General features: G+C 72.9%; 20 protein-coding genes. 5 read left to right on the forward strand and 15 right to left on the reverse strand.

Features of this window, described 5'->3' with window-relative positions:
- Positions 1–73: 73 nt before the first annotated feature.
- The 7 genes from tpiA to uvrC form a co-directional block, all read right to left on the reverse strand.
- Positions 74–868 (reverse strand): triose-phosphate isomerase, encoded by a 795-nt coding sequence (tpiA, locus tag CCE01nite_RS14790; RefSeq protein ID WP_034624301.1) that lies wholly within the window; start codon positions 866–868, stop codon positions 74–76.
- A gap of 4 nt (positions 869–872) precedes the next feature.
- Positions 873–2,072, reverse strand: coding sequence for a phosphoglycerate kinase (locus tag CCE01nite_RS14795; protein WP_034624300.1), 1,200 nt, complete (start codon positions 2,070–2,072; stop codon positions 873–875).
- Positions 2,073–2,208: 136 nt separating this feature from the next.
- The gene (gap, locus tag CCE01nite_RS14800; protein WP_034624298.1) at positions 2,209–3,216 is read right to left on the reverse strand and encodes a type I glyceraldehyde-3-phosphate dehydrogenase; all 1,008 of its coding nucleotides are present in this window, start codon (positions 3,214–3,216) and stop codon (positions 2,209–2,211) included.
- A gap of 234 nt (positions 3,217–3,450) precedes the next feature.
- Positions 3,451–4,431, reverse strand: a complete 981-nt coding sequence (gene whiA, locus CCE01nite_RS14805; RefSeq protein WP_034624295.1) for a DNA-binding protein WhiA — start codon at positions 4,429–4,431, stop codon at positions 3,451–3,453.
- Positions 4,432–4,456: 25 nt separating this feature from the next.
- Positions 4,457–5,446, reverse strand: a complete 990-nt coding sequence (locus CCE01nite_RS14810) for a gluconeogenesis factor YvcK family protein (protein ID WP_052103286.1) — start codon at positions 5,444–5,446, stop codon at positions 4,457–4,459.
- The gene (rapZ, locus tag CCE01nite_RS14815; RefSeq protein ID WP_034624293.1) at positions 5,443–6,387 is read right to left on the reverse strand and encodes an RNase adapter RapZ; all 945 of its coding nucleotides are present in this window, start codon (positions 6,385–6,387) and stop codon (positions 5,443–5,445) included. Before rapZ ends, CCE01nite_RS14810 begins: the two co-directional genes overlap by 4 nt.
- An 18-nt stretch (positions 6,388–6,405) precedes the next feature.
- Positions 6,406–8,475, reverse strand: coding sequence for an excinuclease ABC subunit UvrC (uvrC, locus tag CCE01nite_RS14820; RefSeq protein WP_084142385.1), 2,070 nt, complete (start codon positions 8,473–8,475; stop codon positions 6,406–6,408).
- Positions 8,476–8,634: 159 nt separating this feature from the next.
- Between uvrC and CCE01nite_RS14825 the strand changes: the two genes are divergently transcribed.
- The gene (locus CCE01nite_RS14825) at positions 8,635–9,168 is read left to right on the forward strand and encodes an OsmC family protein (RefSeq protein WP_052103284.1); all 534 of its coding nucleotides are present in this window, start codon (positions 8,635–8,637) and stop codon (positions 9,166–9,168) included.
- Positions 9,169–9,251: 83 nt separating this feature from the next.
- Here CCE01nite_RS14825 and uvrA read toward each other — a convergent pair whose 3' ends face one another.
- Positions 9,252–12,113 (reverse strand): excinuclease ABC subunit UvrA, encoded by a 2,862-nt coding sequence (uvrA, locus tag CCE01nite_RS14830; RefSeq protein WP_034624290.1) that lies wholly within the window; start codon positions 12,111–12,113, stop codon positions 9,252–9,254.
- A 119-nt stretch (positions 12,114–12,232) separates the two neighbouring features.
- Here uvrA and CCE01nite_RS14835 point away from each other — a divergent pair, with 119 nt between their 5' ends.
- The 4 genes from CCE01nite_RS14835 to CCE01nite_RS14850 all read left to right on the forward strand — a co-directional run bounded on the left by CCE01nite_RS14835 (position 12,233) and on the right by CCE01nite_RS14850 (position 16,577).
- Positions 12,233–14,071: a glycoside hydrolase family 15 protein gene (locus CCE01nite_RS14835; protein WP_034624287.1), complete on the forward strand. Its 1,839-nt coding sequence runs from the start codon at positions 12,233–12,235 to the stop codon at positions 14,069–14,071.
- Positions 14,068–14,775: an MBL fold metallo-hydrolase gene (locus CCE01nite_RS14840; RefSeq protein WP_034624284.1), complete on the forward strand. Its 708-nt coding sequence runs from the start codon at positions 14,068–14,070 to the stop codon at positions 14,773–14,775. The genes CCE01nite_RS14835 and CCE01nite_RS14840 overlap by 4 nt, the downstream gene beginning before the upstream one ends.
- Positions 14,776–14,823: 48 nt before the next feature.
- Entirely contained in the window at positions 14,824–15,120 is a 297-nt protein-coding gene (locus CCE01nite_RS14845; protein ID WP_034624280.1) for a YciI family protein, read from the forward strand.
- A 224-nt stretch (positions 15,121–15,344) separates the two neighbouring features.
- Positions 15,345–16,577 (forward strand): BaiN/RdsA family NAD(P)/FAD-dependent oxidoreductase, encoded by a 1,233-nt coding sequence (locus CCE01nite_RS14850; RefSeq protein ID WP_034624276.1) that lies wholly within the window; start codon positions 15,345–15,347, stop codon positions 16,575–16,577.
- 73 nt (positions 16,578–16,650) lie between these two features.
- Here CCE01nite_RS14850 and CCE01nite_RS14855 read toward each other — a convergent pair whose 3' ends face one another.
- From CCE01nite_RS14855 to CCE01nite_RS14885, 7 genes are all read right to left on the reverse strand, one after another.
- Positions 16,651–17,388 (reverse strand): Type 1 glutamine amidotransferase-like domain-containing protein, encoded by a 738-nt coding sequence (locus CCE01nite_RS14855; protein ID WP_034624273.1) that lies wholly within the window; start codon positions 17,386–17,388, stop codon positions 16,651–16,653.
- Positions 17,389–17,577: 189 nt separating this feature from the next.
- A complete protein-coding gene (locus tag CCE01nite_RS14860; protein WP_034624269.1) occupies positions 17,578–18,636 on the reverse strand; it encodes a TerC family protein in 1,059 nt (352 codons plus the stop codon).
- A 343-nt stretch (positions 18,637–18,979) separates the two neighbouring features.
- Positions 18,980–21,085, reverse strand: coding sequence for an excinuclease ABC subunit UvrB (gene uvrB, locus CCE01nite_RS14865; protein ID WP_034624266.1), 2,106 nt, complete (start codon positions 21,083–21,085; stop codon positions 18,980–18,982).
- A gap of 90 nt (positions 21,086–21,175) precedes the next feature.
- On the reverse strand, positions 21,176–21,814 hold the full coding sequence (pcp, locus tag CCE01nite_RS14870) for a pyroglutamyl-peptidase I (protein WP_034624262.1): 639 nt from the start codon (positions 21,812–21,814) through the stop codon (positions 21,176–21,178).
- The gene (gene coaE, locus CCE01nite_RS14875; RefSeq protein ID WP_034624260.1) at positions 21,811–22,440 is read right to left on the reverse strand and encodes a dephospho-CoA kinase; all 630 of its coding nucleotides are present in this window, start codon (positions 22,438–22,440) and stop codon (positions 21,811–21,813) included. The genes pcp and coaE overlap by 4 nt, the downstream gene beginning before the upstream one ends.
- Before the next feature lie 100 nt (positions 22,441–22,540).
- Positions 22,541–24,019, reverse strand: a complete 1,479-nt coding sequence (rpsA, locus tag CCE01nite_RS14880; protein WP_034624257.1) for a 30S ribosomal protein S1 — start codon at positions 24,017–24,019, stop codon at positions 22,541–22,543.
- A gap of 198 nt (positions 24,020–24,217) precedes the next feature.
- Positions 24,218–25,243, reverse strand: coding sequence for a 6-phosphofructokinase (locus CCE01nite_RS14885; RefSeq protein WP_034624253.1), 1,026 nt, complete (start codon positions 25,241–25,243; stop codon positions 24,218–24,220).
- Positions 25,244–25,297: the final 54 nt, after the last annotated feature.

The raw sequence follows: 25,297 nt of genomic DNA on the forward strand, positions 1-25,297 counted from the left end.
ACCGGAAGGCCAACATCACGCCGGGACGGGTGCGCACTCGTCGAGCGCGCACCCGTCCCGGGTGGTACACGACCTACAGGCCGACGTTGTGCGCCTGGAAGCGCGCGATCTTCGCGAACTCCTCGGGGTCGAGGCTCGCGCCGCCGACGAGCGCGCCGTCGACGTCCTGCTTGTCGAGGATCGACGCGACGTTCGACGACTTCACCGAACCGCCGTAGAGCACGCGGACGGCGTCGGCGATCTCGGCCGAGTACAGCTCCGCGAGGCGGGCACGGATCGCCGCGGCGACCTCCTGCGCGTCCTCGGGCGTCGCGACCTCGCCGGTGCCGATGGCCCAGACGGGCTCGTAGGCGATGACGACCTTCGCGACCTGCTCGGGCGTGAGACCCGCGAGCGAGCCCTCGAGCTGGGCGAGCGTGTAGGGGACCTGCTCGCCCGCCTTGCGGACGTCGAGGCCCTCACCGACGCACACGATGGGAACGATGCCCGCACCGAACGCCGCGACGGCCTTGGCCGCGACGACCGCGTCCGACTCGGCGTGGTACTCACGACGCTCCGAGTGGCCCACGGCGACGTAGCTGACGCCGAGCTTGGCGAGCTGCGCGGCCGAGACCTCGCCGGTGTACGCGCCGCTCGCGTGCGCCGAGACGTCCTGCGCCCCGTAGCCGATCTCGAGCTTGTCGGCGTCCACGAGCGTCTGCACGGAGCGGATCGCGGTGAACGACGGCAGCACGACGACCTCGGCGGCCGCGAAGTCGTGCTTCGCGTCCTTGAGCGACCACGCGAGCTTCTGCACGAGGTGGATCGCCTCGTTGTGGTCGAGGTTCAGCTTCCAGTTGCCCGCGATGAGCGGGATGCGCGTTGCCATGGGATCAGCCCTCCAGGACGGCGATGCCGGGGAGGGTCTTGCCCTCGAGGAACTCGAGGCTGGCGCCGCCACCCGTCGAGATGTGACCGAAGCCGGCCTCGTCGAAGCCGAGGATCCGGACGGCGGCGGCGGAGTCGCCACCACCGACGATCGTGAACGCGCCGTTCGCGCCGGCGTCGACGATGGCCTGCGCCACCGCACGCGTGCCGCCCGAGAACGCCTCGAACTCGAACACCCCCGCGGGCCCGTTCCAGACGACCGTCTTCGCGTCCACCAGCTTGCTGCGGAAGAGCTCCGCGGAGGCCGGTCCGATGTCGAGGCCGATCCGCTCGTCGGGGATCGCGTCGGCCGCGACCACGTCGTGCGGGGAGTCGGCCGCGAAGGCGTCCGCGACGACGATGTCCGTCGGGAGGACGATCTCGACGCCGCGCTCCTCGGCCTGCGCCAGGTAGCCCTTGACGGTCTCGATCTGGTCCTCCTCGAGCAGCGACTTGCCGACCGAGCAGCCCTTCGCCGCGAGGAACGTGAAGACCATGCCGCCGCCGATGAGCAGGCGGTCCGCCTTGGTCAGCAGGTTCGCGATGACGCCGAGCTTGTCGGAGACCTTCGAGCCGCCGAGCACGACCACGTAGGGGCGCGCCGGGTCCTCGGTCGCCTTGCGGAGGGAGTCGACCTCCTTGAGGACGAGCTCGCCGACCGCGGCGGGCAGCACCTGCGCGATGTCGTAGACCGACGCCTGCTTGCGGTGCACGACGCCGAAGCCGTCGGACACGTACGCGTCCGCGAGGGACGCGAGCTCGCCGGCGAGCTCCGCACGCTCCGCGTCGACCTTCGAGGTCTCACGCGGGTCGAAGCGGATGTTCTCGAGCAGGGCGATCTCGCCGTCACCGAGCGCGGCGACCGTCTCGCGGGCCGACTCGCCGATGGTGTCCTTCGCGAGCGTGACGGGCTTGCCGAGCAGCTCGCCGAGGCGGGCGGCGACGGGCGCGAGCGAGTACTTGTCCTCCGGAGCGCCCTTGGGGCGGCCCAGGTGCGCGGTCACGACCACACGGGCGCCGGCGTCGAGCAGCGCCGTCAGCGTGGGGAGCGCCGCGCGCACGCGGCCGTCGTCCGTGATCGTCGTGCCGTCGAGCGGCACGTTGAAGTCGGAACGGACGAGGACGCGCTTGCCGCGCAGGTCCCCGAGGTCCTCGATGGTCTTCATGGTCCTACTTCCTGACTCGGGGCAGCGGGGCCGGAGCCCGACCGCCCGGGACATGACGACGTCCGCGTGCGCCCCGCGACCCGAGGGCCGTGGGGCGCACGCGGACGCATTGCCGTGCTGGTGAGGGGACGACGCGTCAGAGACGCTCGCCGACGTAGACCGTGAGGTCCACGAGGCGGTTCGAGTAGCCCCACTCGTTGTCGTACCAGGCGACGACCTTGACCTGGTCGCCGATGACCTTCGTGAGCTTGGCGTCGAAGATGCTCGAGGCCGGGTCCGTGACGATGTCGCTCGAGACGATCTCGTCCTCGGTGTAGACGAGGATGCCCTGGAGGGCGTCCGTCGCGGCGGCGGCCTTGACCGCGGCGTTGACCTCGTCGACCGTCGTCTCGCGGCCGGCCGTGAACGTGAGGTCCGTGGCCGAGCCGGTCGGGACCGGCACGCGCAGCGCGTAGCCGTCGAGCTTGCCCTTGAGCTGCGGGAGCACGAGGGCGACGGCCTTGGCCGCACCCGTCGACGTCGGGACGATGTTCAGGGCGGCGGCGCGCGCACGGCGCAGGTCCTTGTGGGGGCCGTCCTGGAGGTTCTGGTCACCCGTGTACGCGTGGATCGTGGTCATGAGACCACGCTCGATGCCGAAGGCCTCGTCGAGGACCTTCGCGAGCGGCGCGAGGCAGTTCGTGGTGCACGACGCGTTAGAGATGATGTGCTGCGTCGCGGCGTCGTAGTCGGTGTGGTTGACACCGACGACGAACGTGCCGTCCTCGTTCTTGGCCGGGGCCGAGATGATGACCTTCTTGGCGCCGGCGTCGATGTGCGCCTTCGCCTTGGTGGCGTCCGTGAAGAAGCCCGTGGACTCGATGACGATGTCCGCGCCCAGCTCGCCCCAGGGGAGGTTGGCCGGGTCGCGCTCCTCGAGCGCGCGGATCGCCTTGCCGTCGACGATGATCGACTTCTCGTCGTAGCTGACCTCGACCGGGAGACGCCCCAGGACGGAGTCGTACTTCAGCAGGTGCGCCAGGGTCTTGTTGTCCGTGAGGTCGTTGACACCGACGATCTCGATGTCCGCCCCGGACGCGAGAATCGCCCGGTAGAAGTTACGTCCGATGCGGCCGAAGCCGTTGATACCGACGCGGATGGTCACTTGCCCTCCTCGGCACGCGCCGACGAAGGGCCGGCGCACACAGTTGCGGTGATTGACGAGCACGCACGCCGATGTGCGCTCCACCGGTGGCTGCCGAGCCTCGACCACGCTGTGCGCGCGGCCGACTCTTGACCTCCACCGGATGTTCTTGAGCCTATACCCGTGACCGACCTCACGCCGGGACCATGGTCCGCGCTGAGACGGGTCCGCAGGTGGGTGGCCCGCGGGCGGCCCCTAGAGGTCGAGGAGCTCGGGCGCGAGGCCCGCCTCGGTGTCCGGGATGCCGAGCTCGGCCGCCCGCTTGTCCGCGGTGGCGAGCAGGCGGCGGATCCGCCCGGCGACCGCGTCCTTCGTCAGCACCGGGTCGGCGAGCTTGCCGAGCTCCTCGAGCGACGCCTCCTTGTGCGCGAGCCGCAGCTCCCCCGCCTCGCGCAGGTGCTCCGGCAGGTCCGCGCCGAGGATCTCGAACGCCCGCTCGACGCGCGCCCCCGCGGCGACCGCCGCCCGCGCCGACCGGCGCAGGTTCGCGTCGTCGAAGTTGGCGAGCCGGTTCGCCGTCCCGCGCACCTCGCGGCGCACGCGGCGCTCCTCCCACACCAGCATGGTGTCGTGCGCGCCGAGCCGGGCGAGCATCGCGCTGATCGCGTCGCCGTCCCGGATCACGACGCGGTCGACCCCGCGCACCTCGCGCGCCTTCGCGGTGATGCCGAGCCGGCGCGCGGCCCCGACCAGCGCGAGCGCCGCCTCCGGCCCGGGGCACGTGATCTCGAGCGACGACGACCGTCCCGGCTCGGTCAGCGAGCCGTGCGCGAGGAACGCCCCGCGCCACGCCGCCTCGGCCTCGCCCACCCCGGCCGACACGACCTGGGGCGGCAGCCCGCGCACCGGGCGGCCGCGGTTGTCGAGCAGGCCGGTCTGCCGCGCGAGCGACTCCCCGTCCTTGACGACCCGGACCACGTACCGGCTGCCGCGGCGCAGGCCGCCCGCGGAGACCACGATGACGTCGCTGCCGTGCCCGTAGACCTCGGCGATCGCCTGGCGCAGCCGCCGGGCCGCGATCCCCGTGTCCAGCTCGGCCTCGATCACGATGCGGCCGGAGATAATGTGCAGCCCGCCCGCGAACCTCAGCGTCGCGGAGACCTCGGCCTTGCGGCAGGACGTCTTGTCCACCTGGAGCCGTGCCAGCTCATCCTTCACCTGTGCCGTCAGCGCCATGGCGTCATCCTGCCACCACCTGAGGTCAGCTCGTGCGGGTACCGACGTCCCCGAGGTAGCCCTCCACGACGTCCCGCAGGGCCGCCGCGAGCCGCAGCGGGTCGTGCCGCGCGGAGCCGTCGCCGACGCGGACCTGGCGCAGCAGGACCCGTGCGCCGAACGCCTGTGCCCTGGTCATGAGCACGTCGACGTCGTCGACCGCTCCCGGGTCGGCGACGACCGCGTCGAGGTGCAGCGCCGGCGCGTGCTCGTGCAGCACCGCGAGGTGCTCCTCGGCGCACATGCCCGCGGTCTCCCCCGAGTCCGGTGAGAGGTTGAGCACGACGACGCGGCGCGCGGACGTCCGGTGCAGCGCGGCCGAGAGCTCGGGCACCAGCAGGTGCGGGAGCACCGACGTGAACCACGAACCGGGTCCGAGGACGACCCAGTCCGCGGCGTCGACCGCCGCGACCGCCTCCTCGCACGCCGGCGGCGACCCCGGGACGAGCCGCACGTGCGCGATCCGGTCCGTGGTGACCGCGACCGCGCTCTGCCCGCGGACCACGGTGGTGCGGCCGGTGCCGTCCTCGACGTCCGCCTCGATCTCGAGCGGCACCGCCGACATGGGCAGCACCCGGCCACGCGCCCCGAGCAGCTTGCCGACCCAGTCGAGGCCCTCGACGGGGTCACCGAGGAGCTCCCAGAGCGCCACGATCAGCAGGTTGCCGACCGCGTGCCGGTCGAGGTCGCCCGACGAGGAGAACCGGTGCTGGAGCACGTCCCGCCACGTCCGGCCCCAGTCGGAGTCGTCGCACAGGGCCGCGAGCGCCATGCGCAGGTCCCCGGGCGGCAGGACGCCCAGCTCGTCACGCAGGCGACCGGACGAGCCGCCGTCGTCCGCGACCGTGACGACCGCGGTGAGCCGGTCCGACATGAGCCGCAGCGCCGAGAGCGTCGCCGAGAGGCCGTGCCCTCCCCCGAGGGCCACGAACGCCGGGGCCAGGTAGGCCGGGTCCGACGCGCGCGCCGCGCTCATTCCTTGCCGAGGTCGCGCGCGGTCACGGTCACGCGCTGACCCTGCTCCCGCAGGCGGCGGGCGAGCGCGTCGCTGATCGCGACCGAGCGGTGCTTGCCGCCCGTGCAGCCGACCGCGATCGTGACGTAGCGCTTCTCCTCGTGCAGGTACCCGGCGAGCGCCGGCTCGAGCGCCGAGGCGTAGCGGTCGACGAAGTCCGTCGCGCCGGGCCGCCCGAGCACGTAGTCGCGCACCGGCTCGTCGCGGCCCGTCAGGTGACGGAGCTCGGTGATCCAGTACGGGTTGGCCAGGAAGCGGACGTCGACCACGTGGTCCGCGTCGAGCGGCAGCCCGTACTTGAAGCCGAACGAGACGATGTTGACGCGCAGCACGTCCTCGTTGTCGCCCGTGACCGCTGCCCTGACCTCGCGCGCGAGGTCGTGGACGCTCAGCCCGGAGGTGTCGATCAGCACGTCGGCACGCTCGCGGATGTCCGTCAGGAGCGCGCGCTCGGCCTCGATGCCGTCGAGGATCCGCCCGTCGCCCTGCAGCGGGTGCGGGCGGCGCACCTGCTCGAAGCGGCGCACCAGGACCTCGTCGGAGGAGTCGAGGAAGAGGATGCGGTAGTCCGTGCCCGTCGCCCGCAGGCCCGCGAGCACCTCGGCGAGGTCCGCGAAGAACTCGCGCGTCCGCACGTCGACGACCGCGGCGATCCGCTGCTGGCCGCCGCCCGGGCCACCCTTCGCCACGAGGCCGACGAGGTGCACGAGCATCTGGGCCGGCAGGTTGTCCACGACGTACCAGTCCAGGTCCTCCAGCACCGCCGCCGCGCGCGTGCGCCCGGCGCCGGACATGCCGGTGATGATCAGGACCTGGGGAGCGATCAGGCGCGGCGCCTCCGCGGCCGCCTCGAGGGCGGGGATCCCGGAGGGGACGGTGATCGGCGAAGGCTCGTCGCTCATGGGCTCAGCATGCCAGCCTCACGCGCGGACCGTCGGGGACGGGGACGCGGACGCGACGGCGCTCTCGGGGCCGGCAACCACGTCACCGGCACCGCCGCCCCCGCCGAGGGCGGCGACGACCGCGGCGGCGGTGCGCTCCCCCATGCCGGGCACCGACATGATCTCCTCGACCGACGCGGCCTTGAGCCGCTTGAGCGACCCGAACTGCTTGAGAAGGGCGGCTGAGCGCGCGGGACCGAGACCGGGGACGGAGTCGAGCGCCGAGACGGTCATGCCCTTGCTGCGGCGCTTGCGGTGCGCCGTGATGGCGAAGCGGTGCGCCTCGTCGCGCAGGCGTTGGAGCAGGTAGAGGCCCTCCGAGCTGCGCTGCAGGATCACCGGGTACTCGTCGCCGGGGACCCAGACCTCCTCGAGCCGCTTCGCGAGCCCGCACAGCGCGACGTCGTCGATCCCGAGCTCCGCGAGCGCGGCTGCGGCGGCAGCGACCTGCGGCGGGCCGCCGTCGACGACCACGAGGTTCGGCGGGTACGCGAAGCGCTGCGGTCGGCCGGTCGTGGCGTCCACGGGGCCCGAGCGGCGCAGCCCCTCGTCGTCGTCCTCGTCGGGCATGCCCTGGCCGAGGTCCATGTCACCCGACTCGGCACGCTCCGCGAGGTAGCGCCGGAACCGCCGGGTGATCACCTCGTGCATCGCGGCGGTGTCGTCACGCGCGCCCTCGCCCTCGGGCCCGCGGATCGAGAACTGGCGGTACTCGCTCTTGCGCGCCATGCCGTCCTCGAAGACGACCATCGACGCGACCTGGTAGGTCCCCTGGTTGTGCGAGACGTCGTAGCACTCGATGCGCAGCGGCGCCGTCGGCAGGTCGAGCGCCTCCTGGATCTCGCGGAGGGCCTGGCTGCGCGTCGTGAGGTCGCCCGCACGGCGGGTGCGGTGCAGCGCGAGCGCGTGCTCGGCGTTGCGCCGCACGGTCTCGGCCAGCTCGCGCTTGTCGCCGCGCTGCGGGACGCGGACCTCGACCCGGCTCCCCCGCAGCCCGGTGAGCCACGCCTGCACGCCCGGGACGTCGGGGGGCAGGACGGGGACGAGCACCTCGCGGGGCACCGCGCGCGACTCGCGGACCTCGGCCGCACCCGGTCCCGGGCCGGCGAGCACCTCGTCGCCGTAGACCTGCTGGAGCAGGTGCTCGACGAGCTCGGCGTCGGTGACGTCCTCGACCTTCTCGACGACCCAGCCGCGCTGACCGCGGATCCGGCCGTCCCGGACGTGGAACACCTGCACCGCGGCCTCGAGCTCGTCGCCGACCAGCGCGAAGATGTCCGCGTCCGTGCCGTCCGCGAGCACGACCGCGTTGCGCTCGGTCGCCCGCTCGAGCGCCGCGATGTCGTCGCGCAGCCGGGCGGCCTGCTCGTAGTCGAGCTCCGCCGCCGCCTCCCGCATGCGCGCGGTCAGCCGGCGCGTGAACTTGGCGGTGTCGCCCGCCATGAAGTCGCAGAAGTCGCGCGCGAGGTCCGCGTGGTCCTCTTGCGTGATGCGCCCGACGCACGGCGCCGAGCACTTGTCGATGTAGCCGAGCAGGCACGGGCGGCCCTGCTGGTTTGCGCGCTTGAAGACCCCCGCCGAGCACGTGCGCACCGGGAACACCCGCAGCAGCAGGTCGACCGTCTCGCGGATCGCCCACGCGTGCGCGTACGGCCCGAAGTACCGGGTGCCCGCCCGCTTGGCGCCGCGCATGACCTGCACGCGGGGGAACCTGTCGGCGAGCGTGACCGCCAGGTACGGGTAGCTCTTGTCGTCGCGGTACTTGACGTTGAACCGCGGGTCGAACTCCTTGATCCACGAGTACTCGAGCGCGAGCGCCTCGACCTCGGTGCCCACGACCGTCCACTGCACCGACGCCGCGGTCGTGACCATCTGCTGCGTGCGCTGGTGCAGGCCCGCGACATCCTGGAAGTAGCTGTTGAGGCGCGAGCGCAGGCTCTTCGCCTTGCCGACGTAGATGACCCGGCCGTGCTCGTCACGGAAGCGGTAGACGCCCGGGGAGTCGGGGATCTCGCCCGGGGCAGGACGGTAGGTCGCGGGATCGGCCATGCCCCGAGCCTAAGTCGGGGCGCCCACAGCGGACGTCATGCGTTCGCCGCCGGCGGACGGGCGGCGGACGACTCGCCGGTGGCCGACGACGCCGGGGCAGCGGACGGCGGGCGGCGTCCGTCCGTGCCTCGCTGCGGACGAGGGCGCTAGCGTGGCCGGATGGGTCCCCTGCACACGTTCGCCGCCGAGGTCGTCTGGACGGGCGCCGGCACGAGCGGCACCACGAGCTACACCGGGTACAGCCGCGATCACGAGGTGCTGATCGGCGACAAGCCCCCGCTCCCCGGCTCCTCCGACCCCGCGTTCCGGGGCGACCCGGCCCGGTACAGCCCCGAGGAGCTGCTGGTCGCGTCGCTCGCGCAGTGCCACATGCTGTGGTTCCTGCACCTGGCGTCCGCCGCCGGGGTCGTCGTGACGGGCTACCGCGACCGGGCGGGCGGCACGATGCGCGTCGAGGCGGCCGGGCACGGCCAGTTCACCGAGGTCGTCCTGCGGCCGCGCGTGACCGTCGCGGCGGGCACCGCGGACGCCGGCACCGATCTCGCCGACCTGCACGCCCGCGCGCACGAGCACTGCTTCATCGCGCGGTCCGTCAACTTCCCCGTGCGGCACGCGCCGTCCCCGGTGCACGTGGGACCGCCCGCGACGTCGGACGCGCTCCTCGCCGGGGCCCGCGAGGGCGCGCCCGGCTGACGTGCCGCGCCTGCGCGCCATCGCCGGTCGACGGCCCGCGCCTCGCGTCCGCGCACCCCGCGCCGCGGGGAGCGGACGTCACGTCACGCGGACGCGAGCCGCGCCTCCGGCTCGAGCACCTCGGCGAGGAAGCGGCCCGTGTGGCTCGCCGCGACCTGCGCGACGTGCTCGGGCGTCCCCTCGGCCACGACCTTGCCGCCGCCGCTGCCGCCCTCCGGGCCCATGTCGATGACCCAGTCGGCGTTCTTGATGACGTCGAGGTTGTGCTCGATGACGATGACGCTGTTGCCCTTGTCGACGAGCGACTGCAGCATCGCGAGCAGCTTGCGGATGTCCTCGAAGTGCAGGCCGGTCGTGGGCTCGTCGAGCACGTAGACCGTGCGCCCGGTCGAGCGCCGCTGCAGCTCGGTCGCGAGCTTGACGCGCTGCGCCTCGCCGCCCGAGAGCGTCGGGGCGGGCTGGCCGAGGCGCACGTAGCCGAGGCCGACGTCCACCAGCGTGCGCAGGTGCCGGGAGATCGACGGGACCGCCGCGAAGAAGTCCGCGGCCTCCTCGATCGGCATCGCGAGCACGTCGGCGACCGTCTTGCCCTTGAAGTGCACCTCGAGCGTCTCGCGGTTGTACCGCGCGCCGTGACACACCTCGCAGGGCACGTAGACGTCGGGCAGGAAGTTCATCTCGATCTTCAGGGTGCCGTCGCCCGAGCACGCCTCGCAGCGCCCGCCCTTGACGTTGAACGAGAACCGCCCGGGCGTGTACCCGCGGACCTTCGCCTCGGTGGTCTCGGCGAACAGCTTGCGGACGTGGTCCCAGACCCCCGTGTACGTCGCAGGGTTCGAGCGCGGCGTACGCCCGATGGGCCCCTGGTCGACGTGCACGACCTTGTCGAGGTGCTCGAGGCCGGTGACCCGCTTGTGCCGGCCCGCGACCTGGCGTGCGCCGTTGAGCTCGTTGGCCATCACGGTGTACAGGATCGAGTTCACGAGCGTCGACTTGCCCGAGCCCGAGACGCCGGTCACCGCGGTGAGCGTCCCGAGCGGGAAGGACACGTCGATGCCGGTCAGGTTGTGCTCGCGCGCGCCGACGACGGTGACCTTGCGCTTCGGGTCGACCTTGCGGCGCTTCGCGGGCATCGGGATCGAGCGCCGCCCCGACAGGTACGCACCGGTGACCGACTCCGGGGACGCCAGCAGGCCCGGCAGGTCGCCCGAGTGCACGACGCGGCCGCCGTGCTCGCCCGCGCCCGGGCCGATGTCGACGATCCAGTCGGCCGTGCGGATCGTGTCCTCGTCGTGCTCGACGACGATGAGCGTGTTGCCGAGGTCGCGCAGGCGCGTGAGCGTGTCGATGAGCCGGCGGTTGTCGCGCTGGTGCAGCCCGATGCTCGGCTCGTCGAGCACGTAGAGCACCCCCACGAGCCCGGAGCCGATCTGCGTCGCGAGCCGGATGCGCTGCGCCTCGCCGCCCGAGAGCGTCGCGGCGGGCCGCATGAGCGAGAGGTAGTCGAGGCCGACGTCGAGCAGGAAGCCGAGCCGGGCCTGGATCTCCTTGAGCACCTGCACCGCGATCGCCGCCTCGCGCTCGCTGAGCTCGAGCGCGTCGAGGAAGTCGCGCGCCTCGCGGATCGGCAGCGCGCAGACCTCGGCGATCGAGTGCCCGCCGACGCGCACCGCCAGCACCTCGGGCTTGAGGCGTGCACCGTCGCACACGGGGCACGGGACCTCGCGCATGTACGCCTCGTACTTCTCCTTGCTCCACTCCGACTCGGTCTCGGAGTAGCGCCGCTCGAGGAACGTCACGACGCCCTCGAACCCGGTCGAGTACTGGCGCTCACGGCCCCAGCGGTTGCGGTACTTGACCTGCACCTCGTGGTTCTCGCCGTACAGCACGGCCTTCCTGGCCCGCTCGGGCAGCGCGCGCCACGGGGCGTCCATCGAGAAGCCGAGGTCGCTCGCGAGCGCGGTCAGCACGCGCGTGAAGTACTCGCTCGAGACCTGCGACCAGGGCGCGACCGCGCCGTCGGCGAGCGAGAGGTCCTCGTCGGGGATGACGAGGTCGGGGTCGACCTCGAGCCGCGAGCCGATGCCCGTGCACTCGGGGCACGCACCGTACGGGGCGTTGAACGAGAAGGTGCGCGGCTCGATCTCCTCGAGCGTGAGCTGGTGGTCGTTCGGGCACGCCCGGTGCTCGGAGAACCGACGCTCGCGCTCGGGGTCGTCCGCGTCGGCGTCGACCATCTCGGCGACGAGCAGGCCGCCCGCGAGACCGAGCGCGGTCTCGACCGAGTCGGTGAGCCGGCGCTGCACGCCCTCGCGCGCGACGAGGCGGTCGACGACGACCTCGATGTCGTGCTTGAGCTTCTTCTCGAGCGTCGGGGGGCTCGTGAGCTGGACGACCTCGCCGTCGACGCGCGCCCGCGCGAAGCCCTTGGCCTGGAGCTCCTTGAACAGGTCCGCGTACTCGCCCTTGCGCCCGCGCACGACCGGTGCGAGCACCTGGTAGCGCGTGCCCTCGGGGAGCTCGAGGAGGCGGTCGACGATCTGCTGGGGCGTCTGGGCGGTGACCCGCTCGCCGCACACCGGGCAGTGCTGGGTCCCGGCGCGGGCGAAGAGCAGGCGCAGGTAGTCGTAGACCTCGGTGATGGTGCCGACGGTCGACCGGGGGTTGCGGTTGGTCGACTTCTGGTCGATCGACACCGCGGGCGACAGGCCCTCGATGAAGTCGACGTCGGGCTTGTCCATCTGCCCGAGGAACTGGCGCGCGTACGCCGAGAGCGACTCGACGTAGCGCCGCTGGCCCTCGGCGAAGATCGTGTCGAACGCGAGCGACGACTTGCCCGAGCCGGAGAGCCCGGTGAAGACGATGAGGCTGTCCCGCGGGAGGTCGAGGTCGACGTTGCGGAGGTTGTGCTCGCGGGCCCCCTGGACCACCAGACGATCATTCACCCCGACATGCTACGTCGACCCTCCGACATGCCGCACAGGTGTTCGAACGAACGTGACGGGCGCCACGCCCCGTGTCCCCTCCGCGGGTGCGCCGCCGCCACCTCGCCGATGATGGACGGATGCGCCCCCACACTCCCCCGCCGATCGCCGACTACGCGGTCCTCGGCGACGGGTACACAGCCGCGCTCGTCTCCCGCCGCGGCTCGGTCGACTGGCTGTGCCTGCCCCGGTTCGACTCCCCCGCGTCCTTCGCCGCGCTGCTCGGCACGCCCGAGCACGGCCGCTGGCTGCTCACGGTGCCCGACGCGAGCGACGTGTCGCGCACCTACGTCGAGGACTCGTTCGTCCTGCGGACGACCTACACCTCCCCCACGGGCACCGCGGTCGTGACGGACGCCATGCCGGTCGGCGACGGCCGGGCCGACCTCGTCCGGCGCGTCGAGTGCACCGCCGGCACGGTGTCCGTCGAGCACGAGTGGGTCGCGCGCTTCGGGTACGGCGCGATCGTCCCCTGGGTCCACCACGTGCGCGACTCCGACGGGGAGGAGGCCATCCAGGCGGTCGCCGGGCCCGACTCGCTGCTCCTGCGCGGCGACCGTCTCCCGTCGCCGCACGGACGCGTGCACCGCGACGAGTTCGAGCTCGCCGCCGGTGAGAGCGTCGAACTCGCGGTCACCTGGACGCGCTCGTGGGACGAGGTCCCGCGGCGACTGACGATTCCCGACCGCCTCGAGACGACGCGCGGCGAGTGGGGCGAGTGGGCCAGGCGCTGCGCCTACACCGGCTCCTACCGCCCGCAGGTCGTCCGGTCGCTGCTCGTGCTGCGGCTGCTCACGCACGCCGAGACCGGCGGGATCGTCGCGGCACCGACCACGTCGCTGCCCGAGGACTTCGGGGGCGAGCGCAACTGGGACTACCGGTTCTGCTGGCTGCGGGACGCGGCGATGACCCTCGAGGCGCTGCTCGAGCACGGCTACCGCGACGAGGCGACCGCGTGGCGCGGCTGGCTCCTGCGGGCCGTCGCGGGCGACCCGGCGGACCTGCAGATCATGTACGGCGTCGACGGCCGCCGCGACCTGCCCGAGCGCACGCTCGACCACCTCCCCGGGTACGCCGGGTCGCGCCCGGTCCGCACCGGCAACGCGGCCGTCGGCCAGACGCAGAACGACGTCCTGGGCGAGGTCATGTGCGCGCTGCACGAGGCGCGCGCGGGCGGGCTCGTCGAGTCGGACGACTCGTGGGCGATGCAGCGCCACCTCGTGCGCGACCTCACGACGCGCTGGCGCACGGCCGACCGCGGCATCTGGGAGGTCCGGGGCGAGCCGCGCCACTTCACGCACTCGAAGGTCATGTCGTGGGCCGCGCTCGACCGCGCCGTCCGCGCCGTCGAGGAGCACGGCCTGCCGGGCCCGGTCGACGAGTGGCGCCGCGAGCGGGACGCCGTCCACGCCGATGTCCTCGCGCACGGCTGGGACGAGGGGCTCGGGACGTTCGTGCAGCACTACGGCGCGGACCACACCGACGCGTCGCTGCTCCAGATGCTCCAGGTCGGCTTCCTGCCGCCGGACGACCCGCGCATGGTGTCGACGGTCGCCGCGATCCGGCGCGAGCTCGAGGTCGCGCCCGGCTTCCTCCTGCGCTACCGCGCCGAGCGCACCGACGACGGGCTCGCCGGCAACGAGCACCCGTTCCTCGCGTGCTCGTTCTGGCTCGCCGACGCGCTCGCGCGCCAGGGCGACGTCGCGGGGGCGAGCACCGTGCTCGACACGCTCACCGGGCTCGGCGGCGAGCTCGGCCTGCTCGCGGAGGAGTACGACCCGGTCGAGGGGCGCATGGCCGGCAACTACCCGCAGGCGCTGTCGCACCTCGCGCTCGTGCGGGCGGTCCGCAGCCACGACCGCGCGCTCTCCGGGGCGGCGCTGCAGCCCGTCGGCACCACGCCGGACGGCGGGTCGTGACGTACACGGGCGACGTGCGCCCCGGCGACCCGGCGGACGTGCGCGAGCTCGACGAGGTCGTGCTGCGCAAGCTGGCGGTGGGGCCGGCGGCGAACAACGCCTACCTGCTCACGTGCCGGCGCAGCGGCGCGCAGCTGCTCGTCGACGCGGCCGACGAGCCGGAGCGGCTCGCCGCGCTCCTGCGCGACGCCTCCGCGGGGTCGCGGCTCGACCTCGTGGTGACGACGCACCAGCACGCGGACCACCACCGCGCGCTCGCCTCGGTCGTCGCGCTCACGGGCGCACCCGTGGCGGCCGGGGACGCCGACGCCGACGCGATCGCCGCCGCGACCGGGGTCCACGTGCAGCGCCGGCTGCACCACGGCGACACGCTGACGCTCGGGCACCTCGTGCTCGAGGTGGTCGCGCTGCGCGGCCACACCCCCGGCTCGGTCGCCCTCGTCTACCGCGAGCCCGAGCACGTGCACGCGGACGGCGCCGTCGCGGGCCGGGCACACCTGCTGACCGGCGACTCGCTGTTCCCGGGCGGTGTGGGCGCGACGGGCGGTGACGAGGCCCGGTTCACGGCGCTGTACCGCGACGTCGTCGAGCGCGTGTTCGAGCGGTTCGGCGACGACTCGTGGGTCTACCCGGGTCACGGCGCCGACACGACCCTCGGCGTCGAGCGCCCGCACCTCGCCGAGTGGCGCGCCCGCGGCTGGTGAGCGCGCAGGCCGAGGGACCGGCGCGGCGTCGTGCGGCAGGATGGCGCCATGTCGATCTTCGCCGTGCAGTACACCTATGACGAGCGCCGGGACCAGCAGGACGCGGTCCGCCCCGAGCACCGGACCTACCTGCGCGGGCTCGCGGAGCAGGGCATCCTCCTCGCCTCGGGGCCGTGGGCCGACGGCGAGCCGGGTGCGCTGCTCGTCTTCCGCACCGACGACGCCGGGACGCTCGAGCAGCTGCTCACGGCCGACCCGTTCGCGCGCGAGGGGCTGATCTCCTCCACGACCGTGCGGGGCTGGAACGTCGTCATCGGCGGCTGGCCGGAGCCCGCTCCGCTCTGACGGTGCCGTGCGTCCGTCGAGCACCGTGCGCCGGGCGCTCGCCGTCACCCTCGCCGGGCCACGCGGTCGGCGCCGCCGTCTCCGCCGGTGCGCGAGCAGCACGGAGCCCGGCGCCGGACCCGGGCCGACCCCACGGCGGACGCAGGCTCCGGCGCACCGCCCTGGCCGACGGTGGGCTAGCGTCAGCGCGTGCCCGACGTCCGCCGCCCCGCCCGGTCCGGTCGATGAGCACGGCCACCGTGATCGGCGGCGGACCCGCGGGACTGGTCGCCGCCGAGGAGCTGGCCCGCGCGGGTGTGACGGTCACGGTCTACGACCGGATGCCGTCCCCCGCCCGCAAGCTCCTGCTCGCGGGTCACGGCGGGCTGAACATCACGCACTCCGAGCCCCGTGAGCCGTTCGTCGCGCGGTACGGCGCGGCCGCCGACCGGCTCGCGCCGATGCTCGGGGTCTTCGGCCCGCAGGACCTGCGCGACTGGTGCGCGGGCCTCGGCGAGCCGACGTTCGTCGGTTCGAGCGGGCGGGTCTTCCCGCGGTCCTTCCGGGCGACGCCGCTGGTCCGCGCATGGCTCGCGCGGCTCGCGGACCTCGGCGTGCGCATCGAGCGGCGGCACCGGTGGGTCGGCTGGACCGGGCGCCCGGGCGGCCTGCGGTTCGCCGACGCCGGCGGCGCCGACGTCGAGGTCGTGAGCGACGCGGCGGTCTTCGCGCTCGGGGGCGCGTCGTGGCCGCGGCTGGGCTCGGACGGCGGGTGGATCGACCCGTTCTCGGAGCGGGGCGTCGCGGTGGCACCGATGCGACCCGCGAACGTCGGGGTGCGCGTCGGGTGGACCGGCACGTTCGCGGACCGGTTCGAGGGGACGCCGGTGAAGCACGTCACCCTGACCGTCCGCGGCGCCGGCCGGTCCGTGCGCGGCGACGCGATGGTGACCCGGAGCGGCCTCGAGGGCGGCCCGGTCTACGCGCTCGGCGCCGCGATCCGCGACGCGCTCGACGCCGAGGGGCGGAGCGTGCTCGAGGTGGACCTGCGCCCCGACGCCACGGTCGAGCAGCTCACCGCCCGGCTCGAGGACCGCCGCCGACCCAAGGACTCCGGCTCGACCTGGCTGCGCCGCGCGATCAGCCTGGACCCCGTCGGCGTGGCCCTCGTGCGCGAGTCGGCCGGCGGCGCCCTGCCGCGTGACGCCGCCGAGGCGGCCGCGCTGGTCAAGGCCGTGCCGGTGGTCGTGACGGCGACGATGCCCATCGAGCGGGCGATCTCGTCGGCGGGCGGCATCGGGTGGGCGGAGGTCGACGAGTCGCTCATGCTGCGCCGGCTGCCGGGCACGTTCGTCGCGGGCGAGATGCTCGACTGGGAGGCGCCCACGGGTGGCTACCTGCTGCAGGCGTCCTTCAGCACCGGCGTCGTCGCCGGGCGCGGTGCGGCGGCCTGGCTCGCCGGCTCGGTCCGCGACTGACCGGTCCCGGCGACCGGTACGGCGCGACGGCCCGACGCGTCGCCGCCCGCCGTCGGGGCCCTCGCCGCCGGTCTCAGCGCCGCGCAGGGAGCCGGCGTGGCTCGAGGCGCTCCTCGACGGCCCCGTCCCCCTCGCGCCGCACCACGTACGCCGCGGCCGGGCCCGGGCGCTCGGACACCGCCTCGACGAGGTCGGTCCCCTGGTAGACCAGCCCCACGCCGTCGTCGGTGCAGTGCGTCGTCGGCAGGGTCCCGTCGGCGACGAGCTCGTGCACGAGCGGGCGGCGCCGCGCCTCCGAGTCGTAGTGCACGCCGTTGCCGTAGGGCAGCAGCGCCAGACCGTTGGTGACCGGCCGCAGCTCGGGGCCGAACGAGTCGGTCGTCCCGCCGACGTACCAGCAGATCGAGCCCGCGCTCACGCCCGCGAGGACCACCCCGGCCTCCCACACCCGGCGCAGGATCGCGTCGAGCCCGTGCACGCGCCACACGGCGAGCAGGTTCGCGACCGAGCCGCCGCCGACCCACACGACGTCCTGGGCCAGCAGGTGCCCCTCGACGTCGTCGACGTTCGGCATCGAGAAGAGCGTCAGGTGCGTGAGCTCGACCCCGGCCACCTGCGCGGCGTCCTGCAGGTCCGCCCGGCCCCACGCCTGGTCGCCGCCCGCGGTGCCGAGGTGGCACACGCGCGGCCGGCCGGCGGGACCCGCGAGCTCGACGGCGTGGTGCACGAGGGGTCCGAGCTCGAGCCGGGTGCGCCGGCCGGCCACGTAGCCGCCCGAGGTCGCGACGATGGTCGGGGTGTTCGCTGTCATGCCGGAACGCTAGCGCCCCGGCTCGCCGGATCCCCGGCACCCGAGGCACCGAAGACGCTCGACGTTGCGTCCGGTCGTACCCCGGACGTCGGACCCCGGACGCCGGCGCAGACGCGGGCGCCCGCCCGGCCGCTGCTCGCAGGCCGGACGGGCGCCAGGTCGTCGCTCGCTCGAGCGCGGGTCGCGACGTCAGCTCGTGGAGCTCGACGCCCCGACCTGGTCGTCGTCGCGGCCGGTGCCGTCGCCGCCGGCCTCGACGCGGTTGGCGTCGCTGCGCGTCTTGAGCAGGCTCGCGACCGTCGCGACGGCGAGCGTCGCCAGGATGACGGACAGCGAGAGCCACGTGGGGATCTCCGGGGCCCAGTGGAACGGCTGCCCCCCGTTGACGAACGTGAGCTCGTTGGTGTGCATGGCGTGCAGCACGAGCTTCACGCCGATGAAGCCGAGGATGACCGACAGTCCCTGCGACAGGTACACGAGCCGCTCGAGCAGCCCGCCGAGCAGGAAGTAGAGCTGCCGCAGGCCGAGGAGGGCGAACGCGTTCGTCGTGAAGACGAGGTACGGCTCCTGCGTGAGGCCGTAGATCGCGGGGATCGAGTCGAGCGCGAACAGGATGTCGGTGCTGCCGATCGCCGCCATCACGAGGAGCATCGGCGTGACGAGGCGCTTGCCGTCGATCACGACGGTGAGGCGGTCGCCGTGGTACTTCTCCGTCGTCGGCAGGACCCGCTTGAGCGCGCGGACGGCGAGGCTGTCCTTCTCCTCGGCGGCCTCGTGCTCGACGTCGCCGTCGTGCTTCTCGCGCGCCAGCTTGATCGCGGTGTAGATCAGGAAGCCGCCGAACACGTAGAAGACCCAGGACCACTCCTCGATCGCCGCGGCGCCGAGGAGGATGAACACGGTCCGCAGCACGAGCGCGATCACGACGCCGACGAGCAGGACCTTCTGCTGGTACGCCCTCGGGACCGCGAACTTCGTCATGATGATGAGGAAGACGAACAGGTTGTCGACCGAGAGGCTCTTCTCGGTGACGTAGCCGGCGAAGTACTCGCCGCCGAACGTCCAGCCGGACACCACCCCGACGCCGACCCCGAACAGGATCGCGATCGCGACGTAGAAGATCGACCACGTCGCGGACTCGCGGAAGGTCGGCTCGTGCGGCTTGCGCACGTGGGCGAAGAAGTCGAACAGGATCATGCCGACGACGAGCGCGGTCGTCGCGCCCCAGACCCACAGGGGAACAGACACAGGTACACCTCCGGTACACAACTGGGTACCGGAGGTCTCTCCCTGTCCCGACGCTCGGCGTCCGGACCGACGCGACCGGGCCGACTACGGAGTCGACCGTGATGACGAGCGCGTCGTGGCGGGATACTCCCCTCCAACGTGGTCGAGCATAAGCGATGCCGGCGACCCGACGCACGGCGGGCGCCGGGGACCTGGGTCACACCTGCCGGACGTGGGCGGCCGACGACGGCGTCGCCACGGGTGGGCGAGTCCCTCCGGGCACGCGGACGACGGCCTCGTGGCGGGGGACCACGGCGGCGCCCCGAGTGGACGACGCCGTTGACGCGGGCGGCCTCTCCCCCGGTCAGGCGGTCGCGGCCTGCATCTGCCGGAGCTCGCGCTTGAGCCCCGAGATCTCGTCGCGCAACCGCCCGGCGAGCTCGAACTGCAGCTCCCCGGCGGCGGCGTGCATCTGGTCCGTGAGCTCCTGGATGAGGTCCGCGAGCTCGCTCGCCGCGGCGCCCGTGAGCTTCGTGCGCTCGGTCCGGGTGCCGCCCTTCGAGCCGAGCCCGGGGACGGGCGCCTTGCCGCGGCTCGACTGACGCCCGGCGCCACCGAGCAGCTCCGCGGTGTCCGCGTCCTCGCGCGCGAGCAGGTCGGTGATGTCGCCGATCTTCTTGCGCAGCGGGGTCGGGTCGATGCCGTGCTCGAGGTTGTACGCGACCTGCTTGGCGCGGCGGCGGGTGGTCTCGTCGATCGCGAGTGCCATGCTGTCCGTGATCCGGTCGGCATACATGTGCACCTGCCCGGAGACGTTGCGGGCCGCGCGTCCGATGGTCTGGATGAGCGACGTCCCCGAGCGCAGGAAGCCCTCCTTGTCCGCGTCGAGGATCGCCACGAGCGAGACCTCGGGCAGGTCGAGCCCCTCCCGCAGCAGGTTGATCCCGACGAGCACGTCGAACTCGCCCATCCGCAGCTCCCGGAGCAGCTCGACGCGGCGCAGCGTGTCGACCTCCGAGTGCAGGTAGCGGACCCGGACGCCCTTCTCCAGGAGGTAGTCGGTCAGGTCCTCCGACATCTTCTTGGTCAGGGTGGTCACGAGCACGCGCTCGTTGCGGTCCGCGCGCTCCCGGATCTCGTGCAGCAGGTCGTCGATCTGACCCTGGGTGGGCTTCACGACGATCTCCGGGTCGACGAGGCCGGTCGGGCGGATGATCTGCTCGACGACGCCGTCGGACATCGACAGCTCGTAGTTCCCGGGGGTCGCGGACAGGTACACCGTCTGCCCGATGCGGTCGACGAACTCCTCCCAGCGCAGCGGCCGGTTGTCCATCGCCGACGGCAGCCGGAAGCCGTGGTCGACGAGGTTCCGCTTGCGCGACATGTCGCCCTCGTACATCGCGCCGATCTGCGGCACGGTGACGTGCGACTCGTCGATGACGAGCAGGAAGTCCTCAGGGAAGTAGTCGATCAGCGTGTGCGGCGCGGTCCCGGCCTCACGGCCGTCGATGTGCCGCGAGTAGTTCTCGATGCCGGAGCACGAGCCGATCTGGCGCATCATCTCGATGTCGTAGGTCGTGCGCATGCGCAGCCGCTGGGCCTCGAGGAGCTTGTTCTGCCGCTCGAGGTCGGCGAGCCGCCACTCGAGCTCCGCCTCGATGCCGCCGATCGCCCGCTCCATGCGCTCCGGGCCGGCGACGTAGTGGGTGGCCGGGAACAGGTGCACCTGCTGCTCCTCGCGGACCACGTCGCCGGTCAGCGGGTGCAGCGTCTGGATCGCCTCGATCTCGTCGCCGAAGAACTCGATGCGGATCGCGAGCTCCTCGTACACCGGGATGATCTCGACGGTGTCGCCGCGGACGCGGAACGTGCCGCGCGTGAACGCTATGTCGTTGCGGGAGTACTGCATCGCGACGAACCGGCGCAGCATCTGGTCGCGGTCCACCTGGTCGCCGACCGAGAGCTGGACCATCCGGTCCACGTACTCCTGCGGGGTGCCGAGGCCGTAGATGCACGACACCGAGGCGACCACCACGACGTCGCGGCGCGTGAGCAGCGAGCTCGTCGCCGAGTGCCGCAGCCGCTCGACCTCGTCGTTGATCGACGAGTCCTTCTCGATGTAGGTGTCCGTCTGCGCGATGTACGCCTCGGGCTGGTAGTAGTCGTAGTACGACACGAAGTACTCGACCGCGTTGTTGGGCAGCAGCTCGCGGAACTCGGTCGCGAGCTGGGCCGCGAGCGTCTTGTTCGGCGCCATCACGAGCGTCGGGCGCTGGAGCTCCTCGATCAGCCACGCCGTGGTCGCCGACTTGCCGGTGCCCGTGGCGCCGAGCAGCGTGACGTCCTTCTCCCCCGCACGCACGCGCTTGGCGAGGTCGGCGATGGCGGTCGGCTGGTCGCCCGACGGCGTGTAGTCCGACACGACCTCGAACGGGGCGACGGTCCGCTGCAGATCGGTCACGGGGCGCATGGCTCTACGCTACGTCGCCCCACCCACACGGACCGTGCCCGGGCCCGGTCGTTCGCCGAGGGCGCGACGCGGTGTCCCCGCCCGACCCCGTCAGGCGAGCGACCCCGCCGCGACCCGCACGTCGGTCGACGTCTCCACCGCCGCCCGCAGCACCGCGAGCAGCCCGCGCGCCGCCACGTCCGCCGCGAGGGCCGGCTCCCCCGCGCCGACCTGCTCCGGCAGGCGCGGCACGTGCACGAACCCGCTGCGCACGCCCTCGCGCCCGCCGAGCAGGTGCTGCAGCGCGTAGAACGTCGCGTTGCACACGTACGTCCCGGCGGTCCCGGAGACCTCGGCCGGAGCACCGGCCTCGCGCGCGGCGGCCCAGCACGCCTTGACGGGCAGCGTCGAGAAGAACGCGGCCGGCGCCCCGGCGATCACCGGGACGTCGACCGGCGCCGAGCCGTCGGCGTCCGGGATCCGCGCGTCGATCACGTTGACCGCCACGCGCTCGACGCCGACCGCGCCGCGCCCGCCGGCCTCCCCCACGCACACCACGACGTCCGGCTCGAGCTCCGCGACCGCGGTCCGCAGCTCCTGGCGGGCCCGGCGGAACGACACGGGCAGCACCCGCACGACGAGGGTCGCGGAGACGTCCCACGCGGCCTCGACGCGCCGCACCACCTCCTGCGACGCGTTGACCGTCTGCCCGTCGAACGGCTCGAACGCCGTCAGCAGGACCGTGGTCACCGCACCTCCGCGGCCAGCTCCTCGGCCCGCTCCGCGGCGAGGCGCGCCCACAGCCCGTCGACCTGCGCCCGCAGGTCCGCGTCCGTGCCCGTGCCGTCGAGCACGACGTCGGCGACCGCCGCGCGCGTCTCGTCGGTGGTCTGTGCCGCGACCCGGCGCTCGGCCTCGTCGCGCGCGAGCCCGCGTCCCTCGACGAGTCGCTCGAGCCGCAGCTCGACGGGGGCCTGCACCACGACGAGCACGTGGAACTCGTCGCCGCGGCCCGTCTCGACGAGCAGCGGGATGTCGTGCACCACGACCGCGCCGGCGTCGGCGGTCGCCGCGGCTGCCTCGCGCTCCGCGGCGAGCCGGCGGACGATCGGGTGGATGATCCCGTTGAGCCGCTCGAGCGCGGCGGCGTCGGTGAACACCAGCGCGGCGAGCGCCGCCCGGTCGAGCGCGCCGTCCGCGTCGATCACGCCCCGACCGAAGGCCTCCGCGACCTCGTCGAGGCCGACCGAGCCGGGCTCGACGGCCTCCCGAGCGAGCTGGTCGTAGTCGATGACGACCGCTCCCAGCTCGGCGAGACGCCCCGCCGCCACCGACTTGCCTGCTGCGATCCCGCCGGTCAGTCCGATGCGTTGCATCCGACCATCCTGCCCGACGCGGAGGCGGACGCACGACGGGCCGGCCACCCGAAGGTGACCGGCCCGTCGTGGTGAGCCCGCGGGAGGCGGGCTCGGTGGATCAGTTGCCCGTGAGCTTCTCGCGCAGAGCGGCGAGCGCCTCGTCGGACGCGAGCGTGCCGCCGATCTCCTCGACCGGGGCCGACGAGTAGGTGGACGCCGTCGCGCCGCCGGTGCTGCCACCGTCGCCGTTCGCGGCCTCCGCGTCGGCCTTGCTGGCCTCGGCGACCTGCTTGCGGTGCGCCTCCCAGCGCTCGTGGGCCTGCGCGTACTGCGCCTCCCACACCTCGCGCTGTGCCTCGAAGCCCTCGAGCCACTCGTTCGTGGTCGGGTCGAAGCCCTCGGGGTACTTGTAGTTGCCCTGCTCGTCGTACTCCGCCGCCATGCCGTACAGCGCGGGGTCGAAGTCGTCGCTGCTCGGGTCGACGCCCTCGTTCGCCTGCTTGAGCGAGAGCGAGATGCGGCGACGCTCGAGGTCGATGTCGATGACCTTGACGAAGACGTCGTCGCCGACCTGGACGACCTGCTCCGGGATCTCGACGTGGCGCACGGCCAGCTCCGAGATGTGCACGAGGCCCTCGATGCCGTCCTCGACGCGCACGAACGCACCGAACGGGACGAGCTTCGTGACCTTGCCCGGGACGACCTGGCCGATGGCGTGCGTGCAGGCGAAGGCCTGCCACGGGTCCTCCTGCGTCGCCTTCAGCGACAGGGAGACACGCTCGCGGTCGAAGTCGACGTCGAGGACCTCGACGGTGACCTCCTGGCCCACCTCGACGACCTCGGAGGGGTGGTCGATGTGCTTCCACGACAGCTCGGAGACGTGCACGAGCCCGTCGACGCCGCCGAGGTCCACGAACGCACCGAAGTTGACGATCGAGGAGACGACACCGGGGCGGACCTGGCCCTTCTGCAGCGTCTGCAGGAAGGTCGAGCGCACCTCGGACTGCGTCTGCTCGAGCCAGGCACGGCGCGAGAGGACGACGTCGTTGCGGTTCTTGTCGAGCTCGATGATCTTGGCCTCGATCTCCTTGCCGACGTACGGCTGGAGGTCACGGACCCGACGCATCTCCACGAGCGAGGCGGGGAGGAACCCGCGCAGGCCGATGTCGAGGATGAGGCCACCCTTGACGACCTCGATGACGGTGCCGGTGACGACGCCGTCCTCCTCCTTGATCTTCTCGATCGTGCCCCACGCGCGCTCGTACTGCGCACGCTTCTTGGACAGGATCAGCCGGCCTTCCTTGTCCTCCTTCTGGAGGACCAGGGCCTCGACCTCGTCGCCGACCTTGACGACCTCACCGGGGTCCACGTCGTGCTTGATGGACAGCTCGCGGGAGGGGATGACGCCCTCGGTCTTGTAGCCGATGTCCAGGAGCACCTCGTCGCGGTCGACCTTGACGATGGTGCCCGAGACGATGTCGCCATCGTTGAAGTACTTGATGGTGGCGTCGATCGCGGCGAGGAAGTCCTCGGCCGAGCCGATGTCGTTGATCGCGACCTGCGGCGTGGCGGGCTTCGCGGGGGTGGAAATGCTCATGTAGGGATGGGCTCCGTTGCGGACAGGATGTAGGACGGACAGGGATGCTGCATGGTGTGCGGTGCCGACCGTCCCGAAAGGGGTTCACGGGCGGGATCCCTCGGGGACCCTCACGAGCAGACCGTCGCCAAGGCGCGCGGCACCGCCGTCTACCCTATCGGTCCGCTGTGGAGCGGGTCAAAGGCAGACGGGACGACCTCAGGCCAGCGCGCGCGCCACCTGCAGCAGCTCGGCGGGCACCTGCTTGACCTTGCCGGCGATCTCCTCGAGCGGGACGAGCACGACGTCCTCGCCGCGCAGCGCCGTCATGACCCCGGTCTCGCCGCGGCTGATCGCGTCGATCGCCGCGGTCCCGAACCGGCTGCCCAGGATGCGGTCGGTGTGCGTCGGGATGCCGCCGCGCTGGACGTGGCCGAGCACCGTGACGCGCGTGTCGAACCCGGTCCGCTCCTCGATCTCGACCTTGATCCGCTCGCTGATCGCGCCGGCGACGATCTCGCCGAACTTGCCCACCGGGGCCTCGTACGACATCGCGCTGCCCTGGAGCGGCACCGCGCCCTCGGCGACGACGACGATCGAGAAGCTCGCGTGCGCACGGTGGCGGTGCTTGAGGAACTTGACGACCTTCTCGATGTCGAACGGCTCCTCGGGCGTGAGCACGAGCTCGGCGCCCGACGCGATCGCGGACGTCACGGCGATCCAGCCCGCGTGCCGGCCCATGACCTCGACGATCATCACGCGGTTGTGGCTCTCCGCGGTGGTGTGCACGCGGTCGAGCGCCTCGGTCGCGATGCCGACGGCGGTGTCGAACCCGATCGAGCGGTCCGTGCCCCACACGTCGTTGTCGATCGTCTTGGGGATCGCGACGATCCGGACCCCGGCCTCGGCGACCTTGCTCGCGGCGTGCAGCGTCCCGTCGCCGCCGATGCAGATCAGCGCCTCGATCCGCTCGGCCTCGAGCGTCGCGAGGACGCCGTCGATGCCGCCGTCCGAGGAGTGCGGGTGGAACCGCGCGGTGCCGAGCAGCGTCCCGCCCTGCGTCAGCACGTTGCGGATGTGCTGACGGCCGAGCGGGAACACGTCGCCGTCGACCACACCGCGCCAGCCGTTGCGGAAGCCGATGATCGAGTGACCGTACTCGCCCTCGCCCTGCTTGACGACGGCGCGGATCGCCGCGTTCAGGCCGGGGACGTCGCCGCCGCCCGTGAGCAGTCCGACTCGCACTGGGAACTCCTTGATCGCTGGGGGTGGGGGTCGAGGGCGCGTCCTCGGGCTCCT

It is taken from the genome of Cellulomonas cellasea (genome assembly GCF_006538745.1).
GTDB lineage: Bacteria > Actinomycetota > Actinomycetes > Actinomycetales > Cellulomonadaceae > Cellulomonas_A > Cellulomonas_A cellasea.